Raw genomic sequence first — 16660 nt, 5'->3', positions numbered from 1 at the left:
TGGCATGCCTCGCCTCACATAACCTCAACTTCCCGAACCGCCCGGTGCGGACCCGCACGCCGGGTGGTGTGGCAGGGTGGTGTGGCAGGGGACCGGCCAGCTTGCTGGCCGCCCCTATGCCGATTTGCGTGAATATTTTGACAAATTCAGGCAAACTTTACCGCTCAAGCGTCGCTTAAATCAGATGCTTCGCATTCCATGAACCGAGACGTGGATTGCGCGATCGGTTTCTATCGGAAAAATCAACTCATTGGCACGAATCCTGCTCGACCTGTGTAATGCGGATAAACAGAACCGACATGCGAGACAAGGCTTCCTCCGTGAGCCGTCTCCTGATCGCCGCGGCGATCGCCTTGCCCGCTTTCGCGTTCACCGCCGGATGCCAGTCGACGCCTCAGGCGAACCCGTCGCCGCCGAACGTTCCGGCGAACGACGACACGAGCGATGCAGCACTCGCCGCGCGCGTGAAGCAGACGCTGGCCGCCGATCCTGAGTTGAGACGGCTGCCCGTCAGTGTCGCGACGTTTCGCGGCACCGTGCAGCTGGCCGGTTATGTCGAATCGGAGATGCAGATTCAAAAGGCCGTCGCCCTGGCGCGCAGCGTGAGAGGCGTGCAATCCGTGAGCAACGAACTGCACCTCAGAACGCAGTAAGCCTCAGTGTCCACAGGGTGCTTCTCAACCAGTCGCTCAACAAACAAGCAAGAACGAAAAGCGCAGGACGAAAGAACAAACGCAGCGGGACATCGCGTGCCTTACCGGCCAGCGTGACATGCAAGGCGCATGACCTTCCGCACACGCGCCCGATCCCCATGCGGCGTCATTCCGGCGTCGCGTGCGGCGAAGGCGGATTACAGTCCACCTTGATAGTTGTCTGCCATGCCACATGCATTGATTGTCGAAGACGATCCCAATAGCCTGTCCGGCCTGTCCGCCATCCTGATGGCCGACGATTTCACCGTCGACACGGCCACGACTCTCGCGGAAGCGCGCGCCGCCCTGGCGCGCTTCATTCCCGACGTCGTGCTGATCGACCTGAACTTGCCGGACGGCAGCGGTCTGGACCTGCTGCCGAGCCTGCCCTCTCATGCGCCGGACGGCGCGCTGCCCGTGATCGTGATGACCGGTAACGCGACGGTCGAGAGCGCGATCGAGGGCTTTCGTCACGGCATCTGGGATTACCTGCTGAAGCCGGTCAACATTCCGCGTCTGCGTAGCCTTTTGGCGCGCATTCCGCGTCCGTACGAACTGACCGAGGAAGTGCAAGCGCTGCGCACCAAGCTGCGCGATCTCGGCCATTTCGACGAGATGCTGGGCCGCAGTACGGTGATGCAGGCGGTCTACGACCAGATCGAGCACACCGCGCCGACCGAAGCCGCCGTGATGGTTTGCGGCGAACCGGGCACGGGCAAGAAGATCGCCGCGCGCACGATCCACGATCTGAGCCGCCGCCGCAAAGGCCCGTTCGTCACCTTCGATTGCTCCGCCGCGCGCGATTCGTCGCGTTCGATGGAAAGCATCCTGTTCGGTCACGAGCGCAACGCGTACGCCGGCGCGGAGAATCGCGAGCCGGGCCTGCTCGAACAGGCGGGCGGCGGCACGCTGTTCCTCGACCAGATCGATTCGCTGCCCGCCGCGCAGCAGGAAGCGCTGCTTCGCTCGATCGATTCGCAGACCTTCATGCGCGTGGGCGGCAGCAACCGCATCATGACGGACTTCCGGCTGATCGCGGCATCGCGCACGCCGGTGCGCGATGCGGTCGCGAGCGGCGCGCTGCGCGAGGATCTATTCCAGCGGCTGTCGGCATCGTCGATCATGTTGCCGCCGCTGCGCGAACGCGACGACGATATCGCGCTGATCGCCGAGACCTTCGTCGATGAACTGAACCGCGAGAATCACATCGCCGGCATCACGAGTGGCTCGCCCAAGCGCGTCAGCCCGACGTTCCTGCGCGAGTGCATCGCGATCGAATGGCCGGGCAACGTGCGCGAATTGCGCGAACGCGTGCGGCGCGCGTATCACGCGTCGGGCGAAACGATCGAAACCTTGCGCGTCGACGAGCAAGGCGGCATGGGCGGACGCGGCCTGAACGGCAGCAGCGTGCAGGTGACGGTCGGCACCGCGCTGGCGGACGTCGAAGACATGCTGATCCGCGCGACGCTCGAAGCGGTCGGCGGCACGCGGCATCGCGCCGCGACGCTGCTCGGCATCAGCCCGAAGACGCTTTATAACAAGTTGCAGCGGATGAAGCTGGAATCGTCCTGAAGCGGTTTCATCGCTCGATGAGACAACGCCACGGCATCGCTGCCGTGGCGTTTTTCATTTAACCGAGCTTTGCCTTGATCAACTCGCGCGCCGCCAGATACTCCGCCTGATTCTGCAGCTTGCTCCAGCGCAGCGCCTTGCCGCGCGGACGCATCTGCCGGATGCGCTGCTCGGACGCCTTCGTCGGCGTATAGCGAAGTTGTTCGAGCACCTTGCCCGCCTCTTCCGGCCGATTACAGACGAGCACCATGTCGCAGCCCGCCGTCAGCGCGGCGGTCGCGGCTTCGGTCAACGTGCCGCCCGCGCGCGCGGCTTCCATCGACAGATCGTCGCTGAAGATCGCGCCGGTGAAGCCGAGCCGTCCGCGCAAAATATCCTGCAGCCAGATGCGCGAAAAGCCCGCCGGTTTGTCGTCGATACGCGTGTAGATCACGTGCGCCGGAATCACCGACGACAAGGACATGCCGAGCCAGTCGTACGGCTTCACGTCGGCGTTGAGGATTTCGTCGAGCGCGCGGTCGTCGGTCGGCAGCGCGACGTGCGAATCCGCCGATGCAAACCCGTGCCCCGGAAAGTGCTTGCCGCAATTCGCCATGCCCGCGAGCCCGTGATTCAGGCTCTTGGCGAGCATCGCGACGACGCGCGGATCGCTATGGAACGCGCGATCGCCGATTACTTGCGACTGGCCGTAGTTCAGATCGAGCACCGGCGTAAAGCTCATGTCGATGCCGCACGCGCGCAGTTCGGACGCCAGCACGAAACCGAACGCCGTCGCCACCTTACCTTGGTCGCGGTGAGCACGTCCTTGTCCCACAGCGCGCCGAGCTTGCCGGGCGCGGGCAGCACGGTGAAACCATCGGTGCGGAAACGCTGCACGCGTCCGCCTTCGTGATCCACTGCGATCAGAATATCCTCCACGCACCGCGCGAATCGCGTCGGTCAGCGCGACGAGTTGCGCGCGGTCCTGAAAATGCCTTGCGAAGAGAATGATGCCGCCGGTCATCGGATACGTGAGGCGGTCGATATCCGCGTCGGTCAGCGTCGTGCCGGCCACATCGAACATGACGGGGCCGGGAGTGCGTTTTAGCGAATTCAATTGTTGTCTTGAGCGAGTCTGGAAGGGTTGTCGGGCACTTCGGCGATCACGAAGGTCACCGCGTAATCGCGTTCGTCTGTGACCGTGACTTTCGACGTGATATTCCGCTCATCGAGCCATTGCGCGAGTTCGCCCGATGCGACGCACATCGGCTTGCCGCTCGGCTCGTTGAGCGTTTGCAGCGCGCGCCAGGTCATCGGCCAGCGCATGCCGAGGCCGATCGCCTTCGAAAACGCTTCCTTGGCGGAAAAGCGCGTGGCGAGAAACGCGAGGCCGCGCACTTCCAAGCGCGCCTTGCGCGCGTGATAGATGCGCAGTTCGTCCGGCCCGAGCACTTTCTCGGCGAAGCGGCCTTTGGTTCGCTCCATGACCGCCGCGACGCGGCTGACTTGCACGAGATCCGTGCCGATGCCGTAGATCGCCATTACGCCGCCCTCACGCGTTGCGCGCCGCCAGCCGCGACGCGACCATGATCGCCTTCATCTCGCGCACGGCGTTGTCCCAGCCCGCGAAGATCGCATGCGCGACGATCGCATGACCGATATTCAGTTCGACGATGCCCGGCAGCGCCGCGATCGGCTGCACATTGGTGTAATGCAGGCCGTGGCCCGCGTTGACCTTGAGCCCGAGCGAATTGCCGAAGTCCACGCTCTTCGCGACGCGCTCGAATTCGCGCTTCTGCTGCGCGTCGTCGTGCGCTTCGGCGTAGCTGCCCGTATGCAGTTCGATGACCGGCGCGCCCGCTTCCTTCGCGGCGCGAATCTGCGTTTCGTCCGGATCGATGAACAGCGACACGCGCGCGCCGACATCCGCGAGTTGCTTGCACGCGGCCTTGACCGCTTCGAACTGGCCCGCGACGTCGAGACCGCCTTCGGTCGTCAGCTCTTCGCGCTTTTCCGGTACGAGGCAGACATCGTGCGGCTTGATTTCGCAGGCGATATCGAGCATCTCGCGCGTTACCGCGCATTCGAGATTCATGCGCGTTTTCAGCAGCGGACGCAGCGTGCGCACGTCGGCATCGACGATATGACGGCGATCCTCGCGCAGATGCAGCGTGATGGCGTCCGCGCCAGCGTCTTCGGCGGCCAGCGCCGCGCGGATCGGATCGGGATACGTGGTGCCGCGCGCGTTACGCAGCGTCGCGACATGGTCGATATTCACGCCGAGATCGATCACGCTCGCGGCCGAGGAGAGAAAGAAGCTCATAGGTTTTGCAGGTCGATCAGTATCTGACGGGTGGCGAGCGGCGTGCCGCCCAGATGGTAATTGAGCAGGAAACGCATCAGCGTCTTGCTCTGCGAAGCGGTGTGCGGCGACGTGTAGTCGTCGCGTTCCATATCGATGAGCGTTTGCCCGGCGATCACCGGCCATTGCGCGGGCAGATCGTCGGAGGCCGCGCGCACGCCGCGATCGGGATCGAACACATAGCGGCCTTGCGGCTGCACGGGTTCGCGCGTCACGGTGCGGGTGAAGTTCATCGCGAAGCCGGTTTCGCGCAGCAGCACGGTTTCGAACGAGCGCAACACCTGCACGGCGGGTTCGTCGTGCGCGAGACGCGAGAGCGTCAGCACGTAATGATTGAACAGCGTGGGATGCGCGTCTTCGCGCGCGCAGAATTTGACCAGCAGTTCGTTGACGTAGAAGCCGCAGAGCAAGGCATCGCCGGCGAGCGGTAACATGCCGCCGACCCATTCGGCATTCGTCAGCGTGCGGACTTCGCCCTTGCCGGACCACGAAAGCCCAAGCGGCTGAAACGTCTGCAACACGCCGCGCAACACCGAATGCGGACGTTTCGCGCCCTTCGCGACCAGCGCGATACGCCCATGATCGCGCGAGAACACGTCGATGATCAGACTCGTCTCGCGATACGGATAACTATGCAGCACGAAACCCGGCTGCTCGGCGATCCGAAAATCGGAGCGCGGCTTTTTCGGCGCGCTATCGGCGCCGGACGAAGCAGACGACGCCGACGACGGCGCGGCTCGCCGCCGCTTCGGTGCGGCCGGCTTCTCGCGTTCGTCCTCGAAATCGTCGTCGGGCGAAAGGGTTCGCGCGTCGTCAGCGCCGTCGTCCATAAGCGTGCGTCATTCGTAGCCGTAAGCGCGCAGGCCTGCTTCGTTATCGGCCCAGCCGCTTTTCACCTTCACGAAGGTTTCGAGATACACCGGACCGTCGAAGAGCTTTTCCATGTCGAGCCGCGCTTCGGTGCTGATCTGCTTGAGCTTCTCGCCCTTCTTGCCGATGATTATCGCCTTGTGGCCGTCGCGATCCACGAGAATGGTCGCGAACACGCGCCGCAAGCGCCCTTCCGTCTCGAACTTGTCGATCAGCACGGTGCTCGTGTACGGCAGTTCGTCGCCGGTCCAGCGGAACACTTTCTCGCGCAGGATTTCGGCCGCGAGGAAACGCTCGCTGCGATCGGTGAGATCGTCCTCGCCGTAGATCGGCTCACCTTCCGGCAGATACGGCTTGATGATCTGCAGCAGCCGCTTGATGTCGTCCACGTTCTTCGCCGACAACGGCACGATCTCGCGAAACTCGCGCAGCGCGGACATCTGCTGCATGAAGGGAAACAACGATTCCTTGTCGTTCACGCGATCGAGCTTGTTGGCGATCAAAAGCGTCGGCGAGCCGGGCGGGATCAGATCGAGCACTTTCTGGTCGTCCGGACCGAAGCGACCGGCCTCGATCACGAACAGGATCAGATCGACCGACGTCAGCGTGGACGTCACCGCGCGATTCAGCGAGCGGTTGAGCGCGCCGCTATGGCGCGTCTGGAAACCGGGCGTATCGACGAAGATGTACTGCGCGTCCTCGAACGTGTTGATGCCGGTGATGCGGTGGCGCGTCGTCTGCGCCTTGCGCGACGTGATGCTCACCTTCTGGCCGACGAGCGCGTTCATCAGCGTCGATTTGCCGACGTTCGGCCGGCCGACGATGGCGACCATGCCGCAACGGAAACCAGAGGGAGTAGGAGCGTTTGTCATGTGTGTCTGATGCAGTGAATCGTGGGGCGCGCGGGGCGCGGCTCGCATCGCGTGCGTTCTGCGGCGTCAGTGGCCGGCATCGGCCGCGCGGGCGACGCGATTGGCCGCGTCATCGCCAGCGGTGTCGTCGGGCGTGGCATCGTCGGACGATGCCGGCGACGGCTTCGCGGTGTGCGCGGTATCGCTCCGGGTGGCCTTTTCGGGCTTGTGGATGACCTGACGCTCGGGCTTGTCCGCCGCCGCATACGCCGCCACCGATGGCTCGACGTGCGTCGCGCGGATCACCGCGAGCGGCGCGGTGGCGGGCTTTTCATCGCCGGCGTGCGCGGTTTGCGCCGTCTGTGCCTGATGATTGCGCTCGCGTTCCCGCTCGCGCCGGTCGGGCGAACGCAGATCGAGCGCGCCCTGCACGCCAGTCATGCCGGCCACGAGATCGTCGCCGGATTTGGCGGCGCGCGCGCCCTTGCGCTTCGGCTTCACGCCGAGCGTGGGCGCGGCGGCCATGACTTCATCGAGTGCTTTCTTGGCGGCCGCCTGCTCCGCCGCGCGACGGCTCGCGCCCGAACCGGTCACTTTCACATCGAGCTTCGGCACCGCGCATTCCACATCGAACTGCTGATTGTGCGCGGCTCCGTGCGTCGCGACGACCGTGTAGGTGGGCAGCGCGATCTTGTGGCCTTGCAGATATTCCTGAAGCAGCGTCTTGGCGTCCTTGCCGATGGTGCGCGGATCGATATGATCGAGCACCGGCGTGTAGAGACGCTTGATGACGGTGTGGGCGGCATCGAAACCGCCGTCGAGAAAGATCGCGCCAAAAATGGCTTCGAGCGTGTCGGCAAGGATCGACGGACGGCGGAAACCGCCGCTGCGCAATTCGCCCTCGCCCAGACGCAGACATTCGGAGACGTTCAGTGCCTGCGCGATTTCGTACAACGATTGCTGTTTGACCAGATTCGCGCGCACGCGGGACAGGTCGCCTTCGTCGAGTTTGCCGAATCGTTGGAACAAAAGCGCCGCCACCACGCAATTTAGAACGGAATCGCCGAGAAATTCGAGCCGTTCGTTGTGCGTGGCGCTGTGACTGCGGTGGGTTATCGCCTGGCGCAGCAATTCCGCATTGCGAAATTCGTACCGCAGCCGGCTTTCCAACGGAGAGGATGGCATGTAGACAGTATAACGCGGGCGCAATGGCGGACGATTCCGCCAGACAAGGCCGGAAAACGCGTGCCGAGACGGTGTTAGCCGCGCTTCTTCACGCCGTTTCGAAGCATCTTTTTTATGATTCGACGCCGGCTGTCCAGGTCTGACAAGCCGGCGTCGTGCAACTTACTGGAACGAGCCGATGCGCTTCAGATTGCTGAAGTTCATCCAGATAAAGAACGCGCGGCCGACGATATTCGCATCCGACACGAAGCCCCAGTAACGCGAGTCCGCACTGTTGTCGCGGTTGTCGCCCATCATGAAGTAATGGCCCGGCGGCACCTTGCACGTCACGCCCTGCGAGTTGTAGACGCAGTTGTCGCGGAACGGGAAATCGTCCGCGCCGATCACGAACGGCGGCACTTGCGGATTGTTGAGGATGTTGTTCTGGCGGCCGTCGAGGTCTTCGGTGAACTGCTTGGCGTAACCGACGCGTTCCTCGTCGAAGAAATCCGGTTGCGCGGCTTCGGGCACCGGCTTGCCGTTGATGGTCAGCTTCTTGTCTTCGTAGGCAATCGTATCGCCCGGCAGGCCGATCACGCGCTTGATGTAATCGACCGATTCGTCCTTCGGATAGCGAAACACCACCACGTCGCCGCGTTGCAGCGGACGGCCCTGCGTGACCTTGGTGTTGACGATCGGCAGACGCAGGCCGTAGTCGTACTTGTTGACGAGGATGAAATCGCCGACCAGCAACGTCGGCACCATCGAACCCGACGGAATCTTGAACGGCTCGACGATGAACGATCGCACCACGAACACCGCGAGAATCACCGGGAAAAAGCTCGCCGTGTATTCGAGCCACCACGGCTGACGCAGTTTCTCGTCGCGCAGGCGCGTGCGGGTCTGTTCGGCGTTTTCATCGGCGAAGCGCTCGCCGACGCGTTCCTGCTGCCGGTCGAACTCGGCGACCGCCGCTTCCGCCGCGCGCTTGCGCTGCGGCACGAAAACCAGCTTGTCCAGCACCCATGCGATACCCGTCAACACGACGAGAATCAAAAGAACCAGTGCGAAATTCATCAAACGCTTCCGGTTGTTATCGTTCTTCGCCCGAAGGCGATGCTGACTGCGCGGACGGACGCACGCTTAATCGTCCACGCGGAGAATGGCGAGGAAAGCCTCTTGCGGGATTTCCACCGAGCCGACTTGCTTCATGCGCTTCTTGCCGGCCTTCTGCTTTTCGAGCAGCTTCTTCTTTCGCGTGATGTCGCCGCCGTAACACTTGGCCAGCACGTTCTTGCGAAGCGCCTTGATGTTTTCGCGCGCGATGATGTTCGAGCCGATGGTGGCCTGAATCGCCACGTCGTACATCTGACGCGGGATGAGTTCGCGCATCTTCGCCGCCACTTCGCGTCCGCGATACTGACTCTGCGAGCGGTGCACGATCACCGACAGCGCATCGACCTTGTCGCCGTTGATCAGCATGTCGACCTTCACGACATCCGCCGCGCGGTATTCCTTGAACTCGTAGTCCATCGACGCATAGCCGCGCGAGGTCGACTTCAAGCGGTCGAAGAAGTCGAGCACGATTTCCGCCATCGGGATTTCGTAGGTCAACTGCACCTGACGGCCGTGATACTGCATGTTGATCTGCGTACCACGCTTGGCCGTGCACAGCGTGATGACCGAGCCGACATACTCCTGCGGCATGTACAGGTTCACGTTGACGATCGGCTCGCGCACTTCCTCGATCTTCGGCGGCTCCGGCATCTTGGCCGGATTCTCGACCATGATGGTCGTGCCGTCGCGCTGGACGACCTCGTAGATCACCGTCGGCGCCGTGGTGATGAGGTCCATGTCGAATTCGCGCTCGAGCCGCTCCTGCATGATTTCCATGTGCAGAAGGCCCAGGAAGCCGCAACGGAAGCCGAAGCCCAGCGCCTGCGAGACTTCCGGCTCGAATTGCAGCGACGCATCGTTCAGCTTCAACTTTTCGAGCGATTCGCGCAGCGCGTCGTACTGATTCGCCTCGACCGGATACAGCCCCGCGAACACCTGCGGCTTCACTTCCTTGAAGCCCGGCAGCGGTTCGACGGCGGCACGATTCGCGACGGTGACGGTGTCGCCCACTTTCGCGGCCGTCAGTTCCTTGATGCCCGCGATCACGAAGCCCACCTGACCCGCCGCCAGTTCCGGCAGATTGGTCGACTTCGGCGCGAACACGCCGACGTGCTCGACCGGATACTGCGCGCCGGTCGCCATCATCTTGATTCTGTCTTTCGGCTTGAGCGTGCCGTTGACGATACGCACCAGCATCACGACGCCGACGTAGTTGTCGAACCACGAGTCGATAATCAGCGCCTGCAGCGGCGCGTCCGGATCGCCCTTGGGCGGCGGCACTTTCGCGATCAGCGATTCGAGCACGTCTTGCACACCGAGACCGGTTTTCGCGCTGCAATGCGTCGCGTCGGTTGCGTCGATGCCGATCACGTCCTCGATTTCGGCGATGGCGTTTTCGGGGTTCGCGGCGGGCAGGTCGATCTTGTTGAGCACCGGCACCACTTCGACGCCGAGTTCGATCGCCGTGTAGCAGTTCGCGACAGTCTGCGCTTCCACGCCCTGCGATGCATCGACGACCAGCAGCGCGCCTTCGCACGCGGACAGCGAACGGCTGACTTCGTAGGAGAAGTCGACGTGTCCCGGCGTGTCGATCAGGTTGATGTTGTAGACCTGGCCATCGCGCGCCTTGTAGGTCAGCGCGGCGGTCTGCGCCTTGATGGTGATGCCGCGCTCGCGCTCGAGGTCCATCGAATCGAGCACCTGTGCTTCCATCTCGCGGTCCGACAGGCCGCCGCACAACTGGATGATTCGATCGGCCAGCGTGGACTTGCCGTGGTCGATGTGCGCGATGATCGAAAAGTTACGAATATGATCCATTCAGTGCCGCGTACGGTGCAGATGAAGCAAAAAGCGAAAAAGGCGCGCCCTCCCACATGCGGAGCACGCCTCGAAAATTTGGGGAAAACTCGTACATTTTAGCCGAAACGGGGGTGCTCCGGCGGTTTTCGGCGTTTAAGCGCCTCACGGCCGACGCGCCTGCAGCGCCGCGACGACCGCGCGCGGATCGAGCCGATACCGGCACAACTCGACGCCGTCCAGCGTCAGCACGGGAACAAGCTCGTTGTAATGCGCTTCGAGCGCCAGATCTTCGTCGATATCGATCCAGCGAACGCCCCGCCCGTGCGCCTGCGCGATCGGTTCCAGCGCCTCGCGCATGTCCTCGCAGAGGTGACACCAGGCGCGCCCGTAGAGGATGAAAGGCGCGTCGGGTGTCGTCATCGCCGCTTACTTCTGCGTCGGCACGCGCGGACGCAGCGGCACGAACTGCGTGTTGTCGCCGCGACGCACGAGAATCGCGACCATCTTGCTGGCATCGAGATTCTGCGCGACCGCTTCGAACTGCTTCGCGCTGGTGATATCCGTGTCGCCGATTCGCATGATGATGTCGCCCTTCTGGAAGCCCGCGCGCGCCGCCGGCCCTTCGACCGCGTCGACCTGCACGCCGTTGCCCAGCTTGAGCGACTTCTTCTGCTCGGCCGGAATGTCGCTCACCGCGAGGCCCAGCGAGTTGCTGGCGCGTTCCTTCGGCTGCGGCGCCTTCTTCGGCTCGGTCTTGGCGACCTTGTCCGGCTGCATTTCGGCGATGGTGATCGGCAGATCGCGCGTGTTGCCCTTGCGCCAGACGGTGATCGTCGTCTTGGTGCCCGGCTTGGTGTCGCCGACCATGCGCGGCAAGTCCGTCGCGGTATCGACGTTGACGCCGTTGAACTTGGTGATGATGTCGCCCGGCTGGATGCCCGCCTTTTCGGCCGGACCGCCCGCCTCGACGCTCGACACCAGCGTGCCCTGCGCCTTCGGCAGGCCGAGCGAATCGGCCACGTCCTTGGTCACTTCGCCGATCGCCACCGCGATGCGGCCGCGCGTCACCTTGCCGGTCGTCTTGAGCTGATCGGCCACGCGCATCGCTTCGTCGATCGGAATCGCGAACGAAATGCCCATGAAACCGCCGGTGCGGCTGTAGATCTGCGAGTTGATGCCGATCACCTCGCCCGCCATGTTGATGAGCGGACCACCCGAATTGCCCGGATTCACCGCGACGTCGGTCTGGATGAACGGCAGGTAATCGCCGGTATCGCGCCCCTTCGCGCTGACGATGCCCGCGGTCACCGTGTTGTCGAGCCCGAACGGCGAACCGATCGCCAGCACCCATTCGCCGACGCGCACCTTGTTCGAATCGCCGATGGTGATAGCCGGCAGATTGGTCGCGCTGATCTTCACGACCGCGACGTCCGTGCGTTCGTCCACGCCGACCAGCCGCGCCTTGAATTCGCGCTTGTCGGTGAGCGTCACGTAGATGGTGTCGGCATCGTCGACGACGTGCGCGTTGGTCATCACATAGCCGTCGGTCGACAGGATGAAGCCCGAGCCCACGCCGCTGCTCTGCTCCGAATTGTCCTGGTTGTCGTCCGGCGTGCTGCGGCTGCCGCCCTTGCCCTGATCGGCGCCGCCCGAGCCGCCGTCGCCGCCACCGTTGTTGCCGCCGCCTCCGCCGCCACGGGGCGGCTGGCCCGGCATCGGAATGCCGAAGAAGCGGCGGAAGAACTCGGACATGTCGCCATCGTCGAGACCGGGCGGCAGACCGCGCAGGTCGCTCGACGAACCGACGCGCGACGACGTGCGGATATTGACGACCGACGGCCCCACCTTGTCGACCAGCGTGGTGAAATCGGGCAGATTCGCCAAAGGCACTACCGCTGCCGCTGTTCCCGTACCCGAGATGAACGGCAGGCACACGGCGAACGCCGCGGCCGCGATGAACTTGCGCAGCGAGTAGAAGCTCATAAGTTGGAGGCCGAGGATTACTTGGAAGGCTTGTATTCTATGGCAGAAGCAAATTGCTGCAACGTGGCTTGCGGCACTTCACCCAACAAGGTAATCCAGAAATCGCCGCGACGTTTGACGAGAACATGCGTGGCGCCGCTATTGCCCGCGCCTTCCTTGCGTGAATTCTTCTCGACCGGCTCGATGAATACCGAAATCGCGGCGATGCCGTCCGAGTACACGGCCTGATCGACCGGAATCGGCGGCTGGCCTTGCTGGCTCGACGCCATCGGCCGGCGCAACTGGCGGATCATGCGGAAGCCCGGGATATTCGGCGCGACCGTCCAGCCCTGCGCCGCCATATCGATGGGTTGCACCGGCGGACGCACGATGGTCCAGCCCTGCGTGCTCTTCATGCCGTTCGCAATGGGCGCCTTGTCGATCGTCCCGCCGATGCGAACCTGCGAGAACGACAACTGCTCCAGCACGTTGCCCTGCGGATCGAGCGTCTGCGCGCGCAGCAGCAGGCCGGTTTTGGCATCGGCCCACAATTTGTACGCGAAGCGGTAGGCATCTTTGGGGTCGAGTTCGAGTACCTGACTGTCGAGACCGGCGACGCGGTCATTGCCGAGCAGTTTCGGTTCGTAGACGCTCAGCACCTGATCGCCGCTGGTGGACAGCAGCGCGGGAAACGAATCCTTGCTCAGACGATGTTCGACCACGAGCAAATGCCGCTCGGGAACGAACGTGTACATGTCGTCATCGTGACGCAGCATGCGACGCGGCGCGCCGTCGAGGCTTTCGAGCGATTCATACTCGCCGTCGCCGCGCGTGGCCAAATGCGCGATACGCGACGACTGAACCGTTGCGCCACGCTGATAGACGAAGGTGCCTTCGTAATTCTGCTGCTGGGCCGCATCGTGGATGCGATTGAGCAGAGTAGCGGCTGACTTGCGCTGGGCGGCGGGGTCGTCGCCCTGAGCGAGCGCTGCATGCGTCGCCGTCAACATCGCGGCTGCAACGAGCATCAACGCCGGCAGCCGCCCCCAATATCTTGTTTTTTTCAACCGCACACTCTGCATCAAATGAATGGCCCTATGCCCTACGGCCGCTTACTGGGCCTGGGTGACCGCCGCAGCGCGAATCAGGGGCATGGCGCCCGGCATCGACGGCTGCTGCGAAAACTGCTGATGCGCCTCGAGGTATTGATCGAGATCGGCATCGCGGATGATGTTCGCTTCGACGACCGGCGAACGCGTGGTCGCCGCCGGCACGGATGCCATCGCGACGCGCTGCACGGAATCCGCCGCGCCGTTCGTGCTCGCGACCTGCGCGCCCGAATGGCTGTCGTAGCCCTGCAATTGCGGCACGACAATCCATGTCAGCGTGGCTGCCGCCGCCGCGACCGCGAAGGCCGGCACGATCCGTCTGCGGAATGCGTTGCCGCGCGCCTTGCCGGCAACGACCGCCGTCGGCGCCAGCACATGCGCTTCGGCTTCGAAACGCGCCGAGAACGATGCCATGAACGCGCTGCTGCGCGCCGGGCTTTCGGCCAGATCGTCGGAACGCAATGCGTCGCCGATCAGATGGTAGTCGGACCACGCGGCGCGGTCGTGACTGTTCAGCTCCGCGAGAAACTGACCGAGATTGCCGATTTCGTCGAGCGATTCGCCGTCGACGAACGCCGACATGCGCTCGCCGCGCGAACCTGCGTGATTTTGAGCCTGACCTTGCATCTGAACCGAACCCATGATGCTCCCCATCCTAGACACCCACTATAGTGACACTACCTGATTCGGATATCGCGTCCTGCCCCGCGGATGCTCGCCGGCTTACCAGCGCTTGCCTTCGGGAGTGTCCAACAATGGACGCAATTTTGCCGCAATGGCTTCCCGAGCACGAAAAATTCTCGATCTGACGGTGCCGATGGGGCAATCCATCATTTCGGCGATCTCTTCGTAGCTCAGCCCTTCAATTTCCCGGAGCGTGATGGCGGTGCGCAGTTCTTCGGGAAGCATCGCCATCGCAGCGTTCACCGTCTCGGCGATCTGCTTGCTCATCAACATCGACTCGGGCGTGTTGATATCCCTTAGTTGGTCGGCATCGGAGAAAGTTTCCGCCTCTTCAGCATCGGCTTCGGTAGAAGTTGGCACGCGGCGTCCCTGAGTGGCAAGGTAATTCTTGGCCGTGTTGACGGCAATCCGGTACAGCCAGGTGTAGAACGCCGATTCGCCGCGAAATTGCGGCAATGCACGATAGGCTTTGATGAAGGCGTCCTGGGCGACGTCCTCGACCTCGGCGGGGTCGCGCACGAGGCGCGAGATCAGTCTGATGATCTTGCGGTGGTATTTGGCGACCAGAAATTCGAACGCGGCTTTGTCACCTTTCTGCACACGTTCGACCAGCACTTGGTCGATTTCTTTTTCACTCACCTGGGAAATATCCGTTTAGCTTTGGGCTGTTGTGCGGACGGCTATTGTAACGTCACGCCTGAGCGTCAACTCGAATGCTCATGCGCGGTTACAGTCTTTACAGGTAAGCGCGGGCGGCGCGGCGGGCGCTCACCGCGATCTGGCGGAAAGTGTCGGAATCGATGGAATCGGCGGCGATCAGCAGCGTGCGCGTCCGCCCCGTTTCCGCGCGAAGCGTGAGCGCGAGCAGCCATCCGCCCCACTGCGCGCAGCCGGCGATACGCCAGTGCCGCGCATCGCCGCCGCGGTCCCAAGTGGTGAAGGTATCGGCATGCACGTCGATGGCGACGGGCAGACGACGCATCCACCTGAGCGCGCCCAAACCCAGCGCCGCGACGCACGCGATGGCGGCGACGCACGCATCGAATCCGCCCGCATAGCCGCGCACGCACTCGAACACCGCCGCACCCGCGATACCGACGAACGCGACGAGCGCGCCGCGCAAGAAACGCGACGGCCGCATCGCGATGCCTTCGCTACGATGCGGCCGTTCCACGCTCGCGCTCGCCATGTTCGATTCCTTCCGACGAGCGCGTCGTGCTTTACGCGTGACGCTTGAAGACGAGCGAACCGTTCATGCCGCCGAAGCCGAACGAGTTCTTCACCGCGACATCGATCTTCATGTCCCGCGCGGTATTCGCGCAGTAGTCCAGGTCGCACTTCGGATCCTGGTTGAAGATGTTGATGGTCGGCGGCGACACCTGATTGTGGATCGCCAGCACGGTGAACACCGACTCCAGTCCGCCCGCGCCGCCCAGCAAGTGGCCGGTCATCGACTTGGTGGAGTTGACGACGACGTTCTTCGCGTGATCGCCGAATGCGCGCTTGATGCCGATCGTCTCGGCGATGTCGCCGAGTCCGGTCGACGTGCCGTGCGCATTCAGATACGTCACTTCGTCCGCGTTCACGCGCGCGTTGCGCAATGCGTTCAGCACGCTGCGGCGGCCGCCGTCGCCGTCTTCGGGCGGCGCGGTCATGTGATACGCGTCGCCGCTCATGCCGTAGCCGAGCACTTCGGCGTAGATCTTCGCGCCGCGCTTCTTCGCGTGTTCGTATTCTTCGAGAACCATCACGCCCGCGCCTTCGCCGAGGACGAAGCCATCGCGGTCGGTGTCCCACGGACGGCTCGCCGTCGCCGGATCGTCGTTGCGTTGCGACAGCGCGCGCGCCGCCGCGAAGCCGCCGATACCCAGCGGCGACACGGTCGCTTCCGCGCCGCCAGCGATCATCACGTCGGCGTCGCCATATTCGATCAGACGCGATGCCTCGCCGATGCAGTGCAGACCCGTGGTGCACGCCGTGACCATCGACAGATTCGGACCCTTGAAGCCGAAGCGAATCGACAGATGGCCAGAGATCATGTTGATGATCGACGCCGGCACGAAGAACGGCGAGATGCGGCGCGGACCGCGATTCAGCAGTTCGGTCTGCGTGACTTCGATCATCGGCAAACCGCCGATGCCCGAGCCGACCACCACGCCGACGCGTTCGGCGTTGTCATCGGTGATCTCGAGGCCGGAATCCTGCATGGCCTGCACGCCCGCCGCGAAGCCGTAATGGATGAAGGTATCCATATGGCGCGCTTCTTTCACGAGCATGTAGTTTTCGATGTTGAAGCCCTTCACCTCGCCCGCGAAACGCGTGGAAAAGTTGGTGGCGTCGAACTTCGTGATATTGGCGATGCCGGACTTTCCCGCGACCAGATTGGCCCAGCCGTCGGCAACGGTATTGCCGACAGGCGAAACGAGCCCAAGGCCTGTAACAACAACTCGACGACAGCTCACGGTAACCCCTTATCCATAGAATGACAAAAACAAAAGC

General features: G+C 63.3%; 17 protein-coding genes. 2 read left to right on the top strand and 15 right to left on the bottom strand.

Annotated features, from left to right (window positions below; all coding sequences use genetic code 11):
- Positions 1-320: 320 nt before the first annotated feature.
- Complete coding sequence (locus tag BVER_RS04750) at positions 321-653, top strand: BON domain-containing protein (RefSeq protein WP_370444190.1); 333 nt, start codon at positions 321-323, stop codon at positions 651-653.
- 225 nt (positions 654-878) lie between these two features.
- A complete protein-coding gene (locus tag BVER_RS04745) occupies positions 879-2264 on the top strand; it encodes a sigma-54-dependent transcriptional regulator (protein WP_050452302.1) in 1386 nt (461 codons plus the stop codon).
- A gap of 58 nt (positions 2265-2322) precedes the next feature.
- Here BVER_RS04745 and nagZ read toward each other — a convergent pair whose 3' ends face one another.
- The 15 genes from nagZ to fabF all read right to left on the bottom strand — a co-directional run bounded on the left by nagZ (position 2323) and on the right by fabF (position 16623).
- Positions 2323-3327, bottom strand: a complete 1005-nt coding sequence (gene nagZ / locus BVER_RS04740; RefSeq protein WP_083452039.1) for a beta-N-acetylhexosaminidase — start codon at positions 3325-3327, stop codon at positions 2323-2325.
- Between the two features lie 29 nt (positions 3328-3356).
- A complete protein-coding gene (acpS, locus tag BVER_RS04735; RefSeq protein ID WP_050452301.1) occupies positions 3357-3785 on the bottom strand; it encodes a holo-ACP synthase in 429 nt (142 codons plus the stop codon).
- Between the two features lie 10 nt (positions 3786-3795).
- Positions 3796-4566 (bottom strand): pyridoxine 5'-phosphate synthase, encoded by a 771-nt coding sequence (pdxJ, locus tag BVER_RS04730; protein WP_050452300.1) that lies wholly within the window; start codon positions 4564-4566, stop codon positions 3796-3798.
- Complete coding sequence (recO, locus tag BVER_RS04725; protein WP_050452299.1) at positions 4563-5435, bottom strand: DNA repair protein RecO; 873 nt, start codon at positions 5433-5435, stop codon at positions 4563-4565. The genes pdxJ and recO overlap by 4 nt, the downstream gene beginning before the upstream one ends.
- A gap of 9 nt (positions 5436-5444) precedes the next feature.
- Positions 5445-6308 carry a GTPase Era gene (era, locus tag BVER_RS04720; protein WP_050452298.1) on the bottom strand — a complete coding sequence of 288 codons (864 nt, stop codon included), beginning with the start codon at positions 6306-6308 and terminating at the stop codon, positions 5445-5447.
- A gap of 105 nt (positions 6309-6413) precedes the next feature.
- Positions 6414-7511, bottom strand: a complete 1098-nt coding sequence (gene rnc, locus BVER_RS04715; protein ID WP_083452038.1) for a ribonuclease III — start codon at positions 7509-7511, stop codon at positions 6414-6416.
- A gap of 162 nt (positions 7512-7673) precedes the next feature.
- Positions 7674-8567: a signal peptidase I gene (lepB, locus tag BVER_RS04710; RefSeq protein ID WP_050452297.1), complete on the bottom strand. Its 894-nt coding sequence runs from the start codon at positions 8565-8567 to the stop codon at positions 7674-7676.
- A 66-nt stretch (positions 8568-8633) separates the two neighbouring features.
- Positions 8634-10424, bottom strand: a complete 1791-nt coding sequence (lepA, locus tag BVER_RS04705) for a translation elongation factor 4 (protein WP_050452296.1) — start codon at positions 10422-10424, stop codon at positions 8634-8636.
- 144 nt (positions 10425-10568) lie between these two features.
- Positions 10569-10826 (bottom strand): glutaredoxin family protein, encoded by a 258-nt coding sequence (locus BVER_RS04700; protein WP_050452295.1) that lies wholly within the window; start codon positions 10824-10826, stop codon positions 10569-10571.
- Positions 10827-10832: 6 nt separating this feature from the next.
- Positions 10833-12389 carry a DegQ family serine endoprotease gene (locus BVER_RS04695; RefSeq protein ID WP_050452294.1) on the bottom strand — a complete coding sequence of 519 codons (1557 nt, stop codon included), beginning with the start codon at positions 12387-12389 and terminating at the stop codon, positions 10833-10835.
- Between the two features lie 17 nt (positions 12390-12406).
- Positions 12407-13450: a MucB/RseB C-terminal domain-containing protein gene (locus tag BVER_RS04690; RefSeq protein WP_050452293.1), complete on the bottom strand. Its 1044-nt coding sequence runs from the start codon at positions 13448-13450 to the stop codon at positions 12407-12409.
- 30 nt (positions 13451-13480) lie between these two features.
- Positions 13481-14119 (bottom strand): sigma-E factor negative regulatory protein, encoded by a 639-nt coding sequence (locus BVER_RS04685; RefSeq protein WP_050452292.1) that lies wholly within the window; start codon positions 14117-14119, stop codon positions 13481-13483.
- Positions 14120-14200: 81 nt separating this feature from the next.
- Positions 14201-14800, bottom strand: coding sequence for an RNA polymerase sigma factor RpoE (gene rpoE, locus BVER_RS04680; RefSeq protein ID WP_050452291.1), 600 nt, complete (start codon positions 14798-14800; stop codon positions 14201-14203).
- A 97-nt stretch (positions 14801-14897) separates the two neighbouring features.
- Positions 14898-15350: a protein YgfX gene (locus BVER_RS04675; RefSeq protein WP_232316376.1), complete on the bottom strand. Its 453-nt coding sequence runs from the start codon at positions 15348-15350 to the stop codon at positions 14898-14900.
- Positions 15351-15381: 31 nt separating this feature from the next.
- Positions 15382-16623, bottom strand: a complete 1242-nt coding sequence (gene fabF / locus BVER_RS04670; RefSeq protein WP_050452290.1) for a beta-ketoacyl-ACP synthase II — start codon at positions 16621-16623, stop codon at positions 15382-15384.
- Positions 16624-16660: the final 37 nt, after the last annotated feature.

Source organism: Candidatus Burkholderia verschuerenii (assembly GCF_001189365.1).
In the GTDB taxonomy this organism is placed as follows: Bacteria; Pseudomonadota; Gammaproteobacteria; order Burkholderiales; family Burkholderiaceae; genus Caballeronia; species Caballeronia verschuerenii.
The sequence above is the reverse complement of the archived record's forward strand: the minus strand, read 5'-3'. Positions and strand labels throughout refer to the sequence as shown.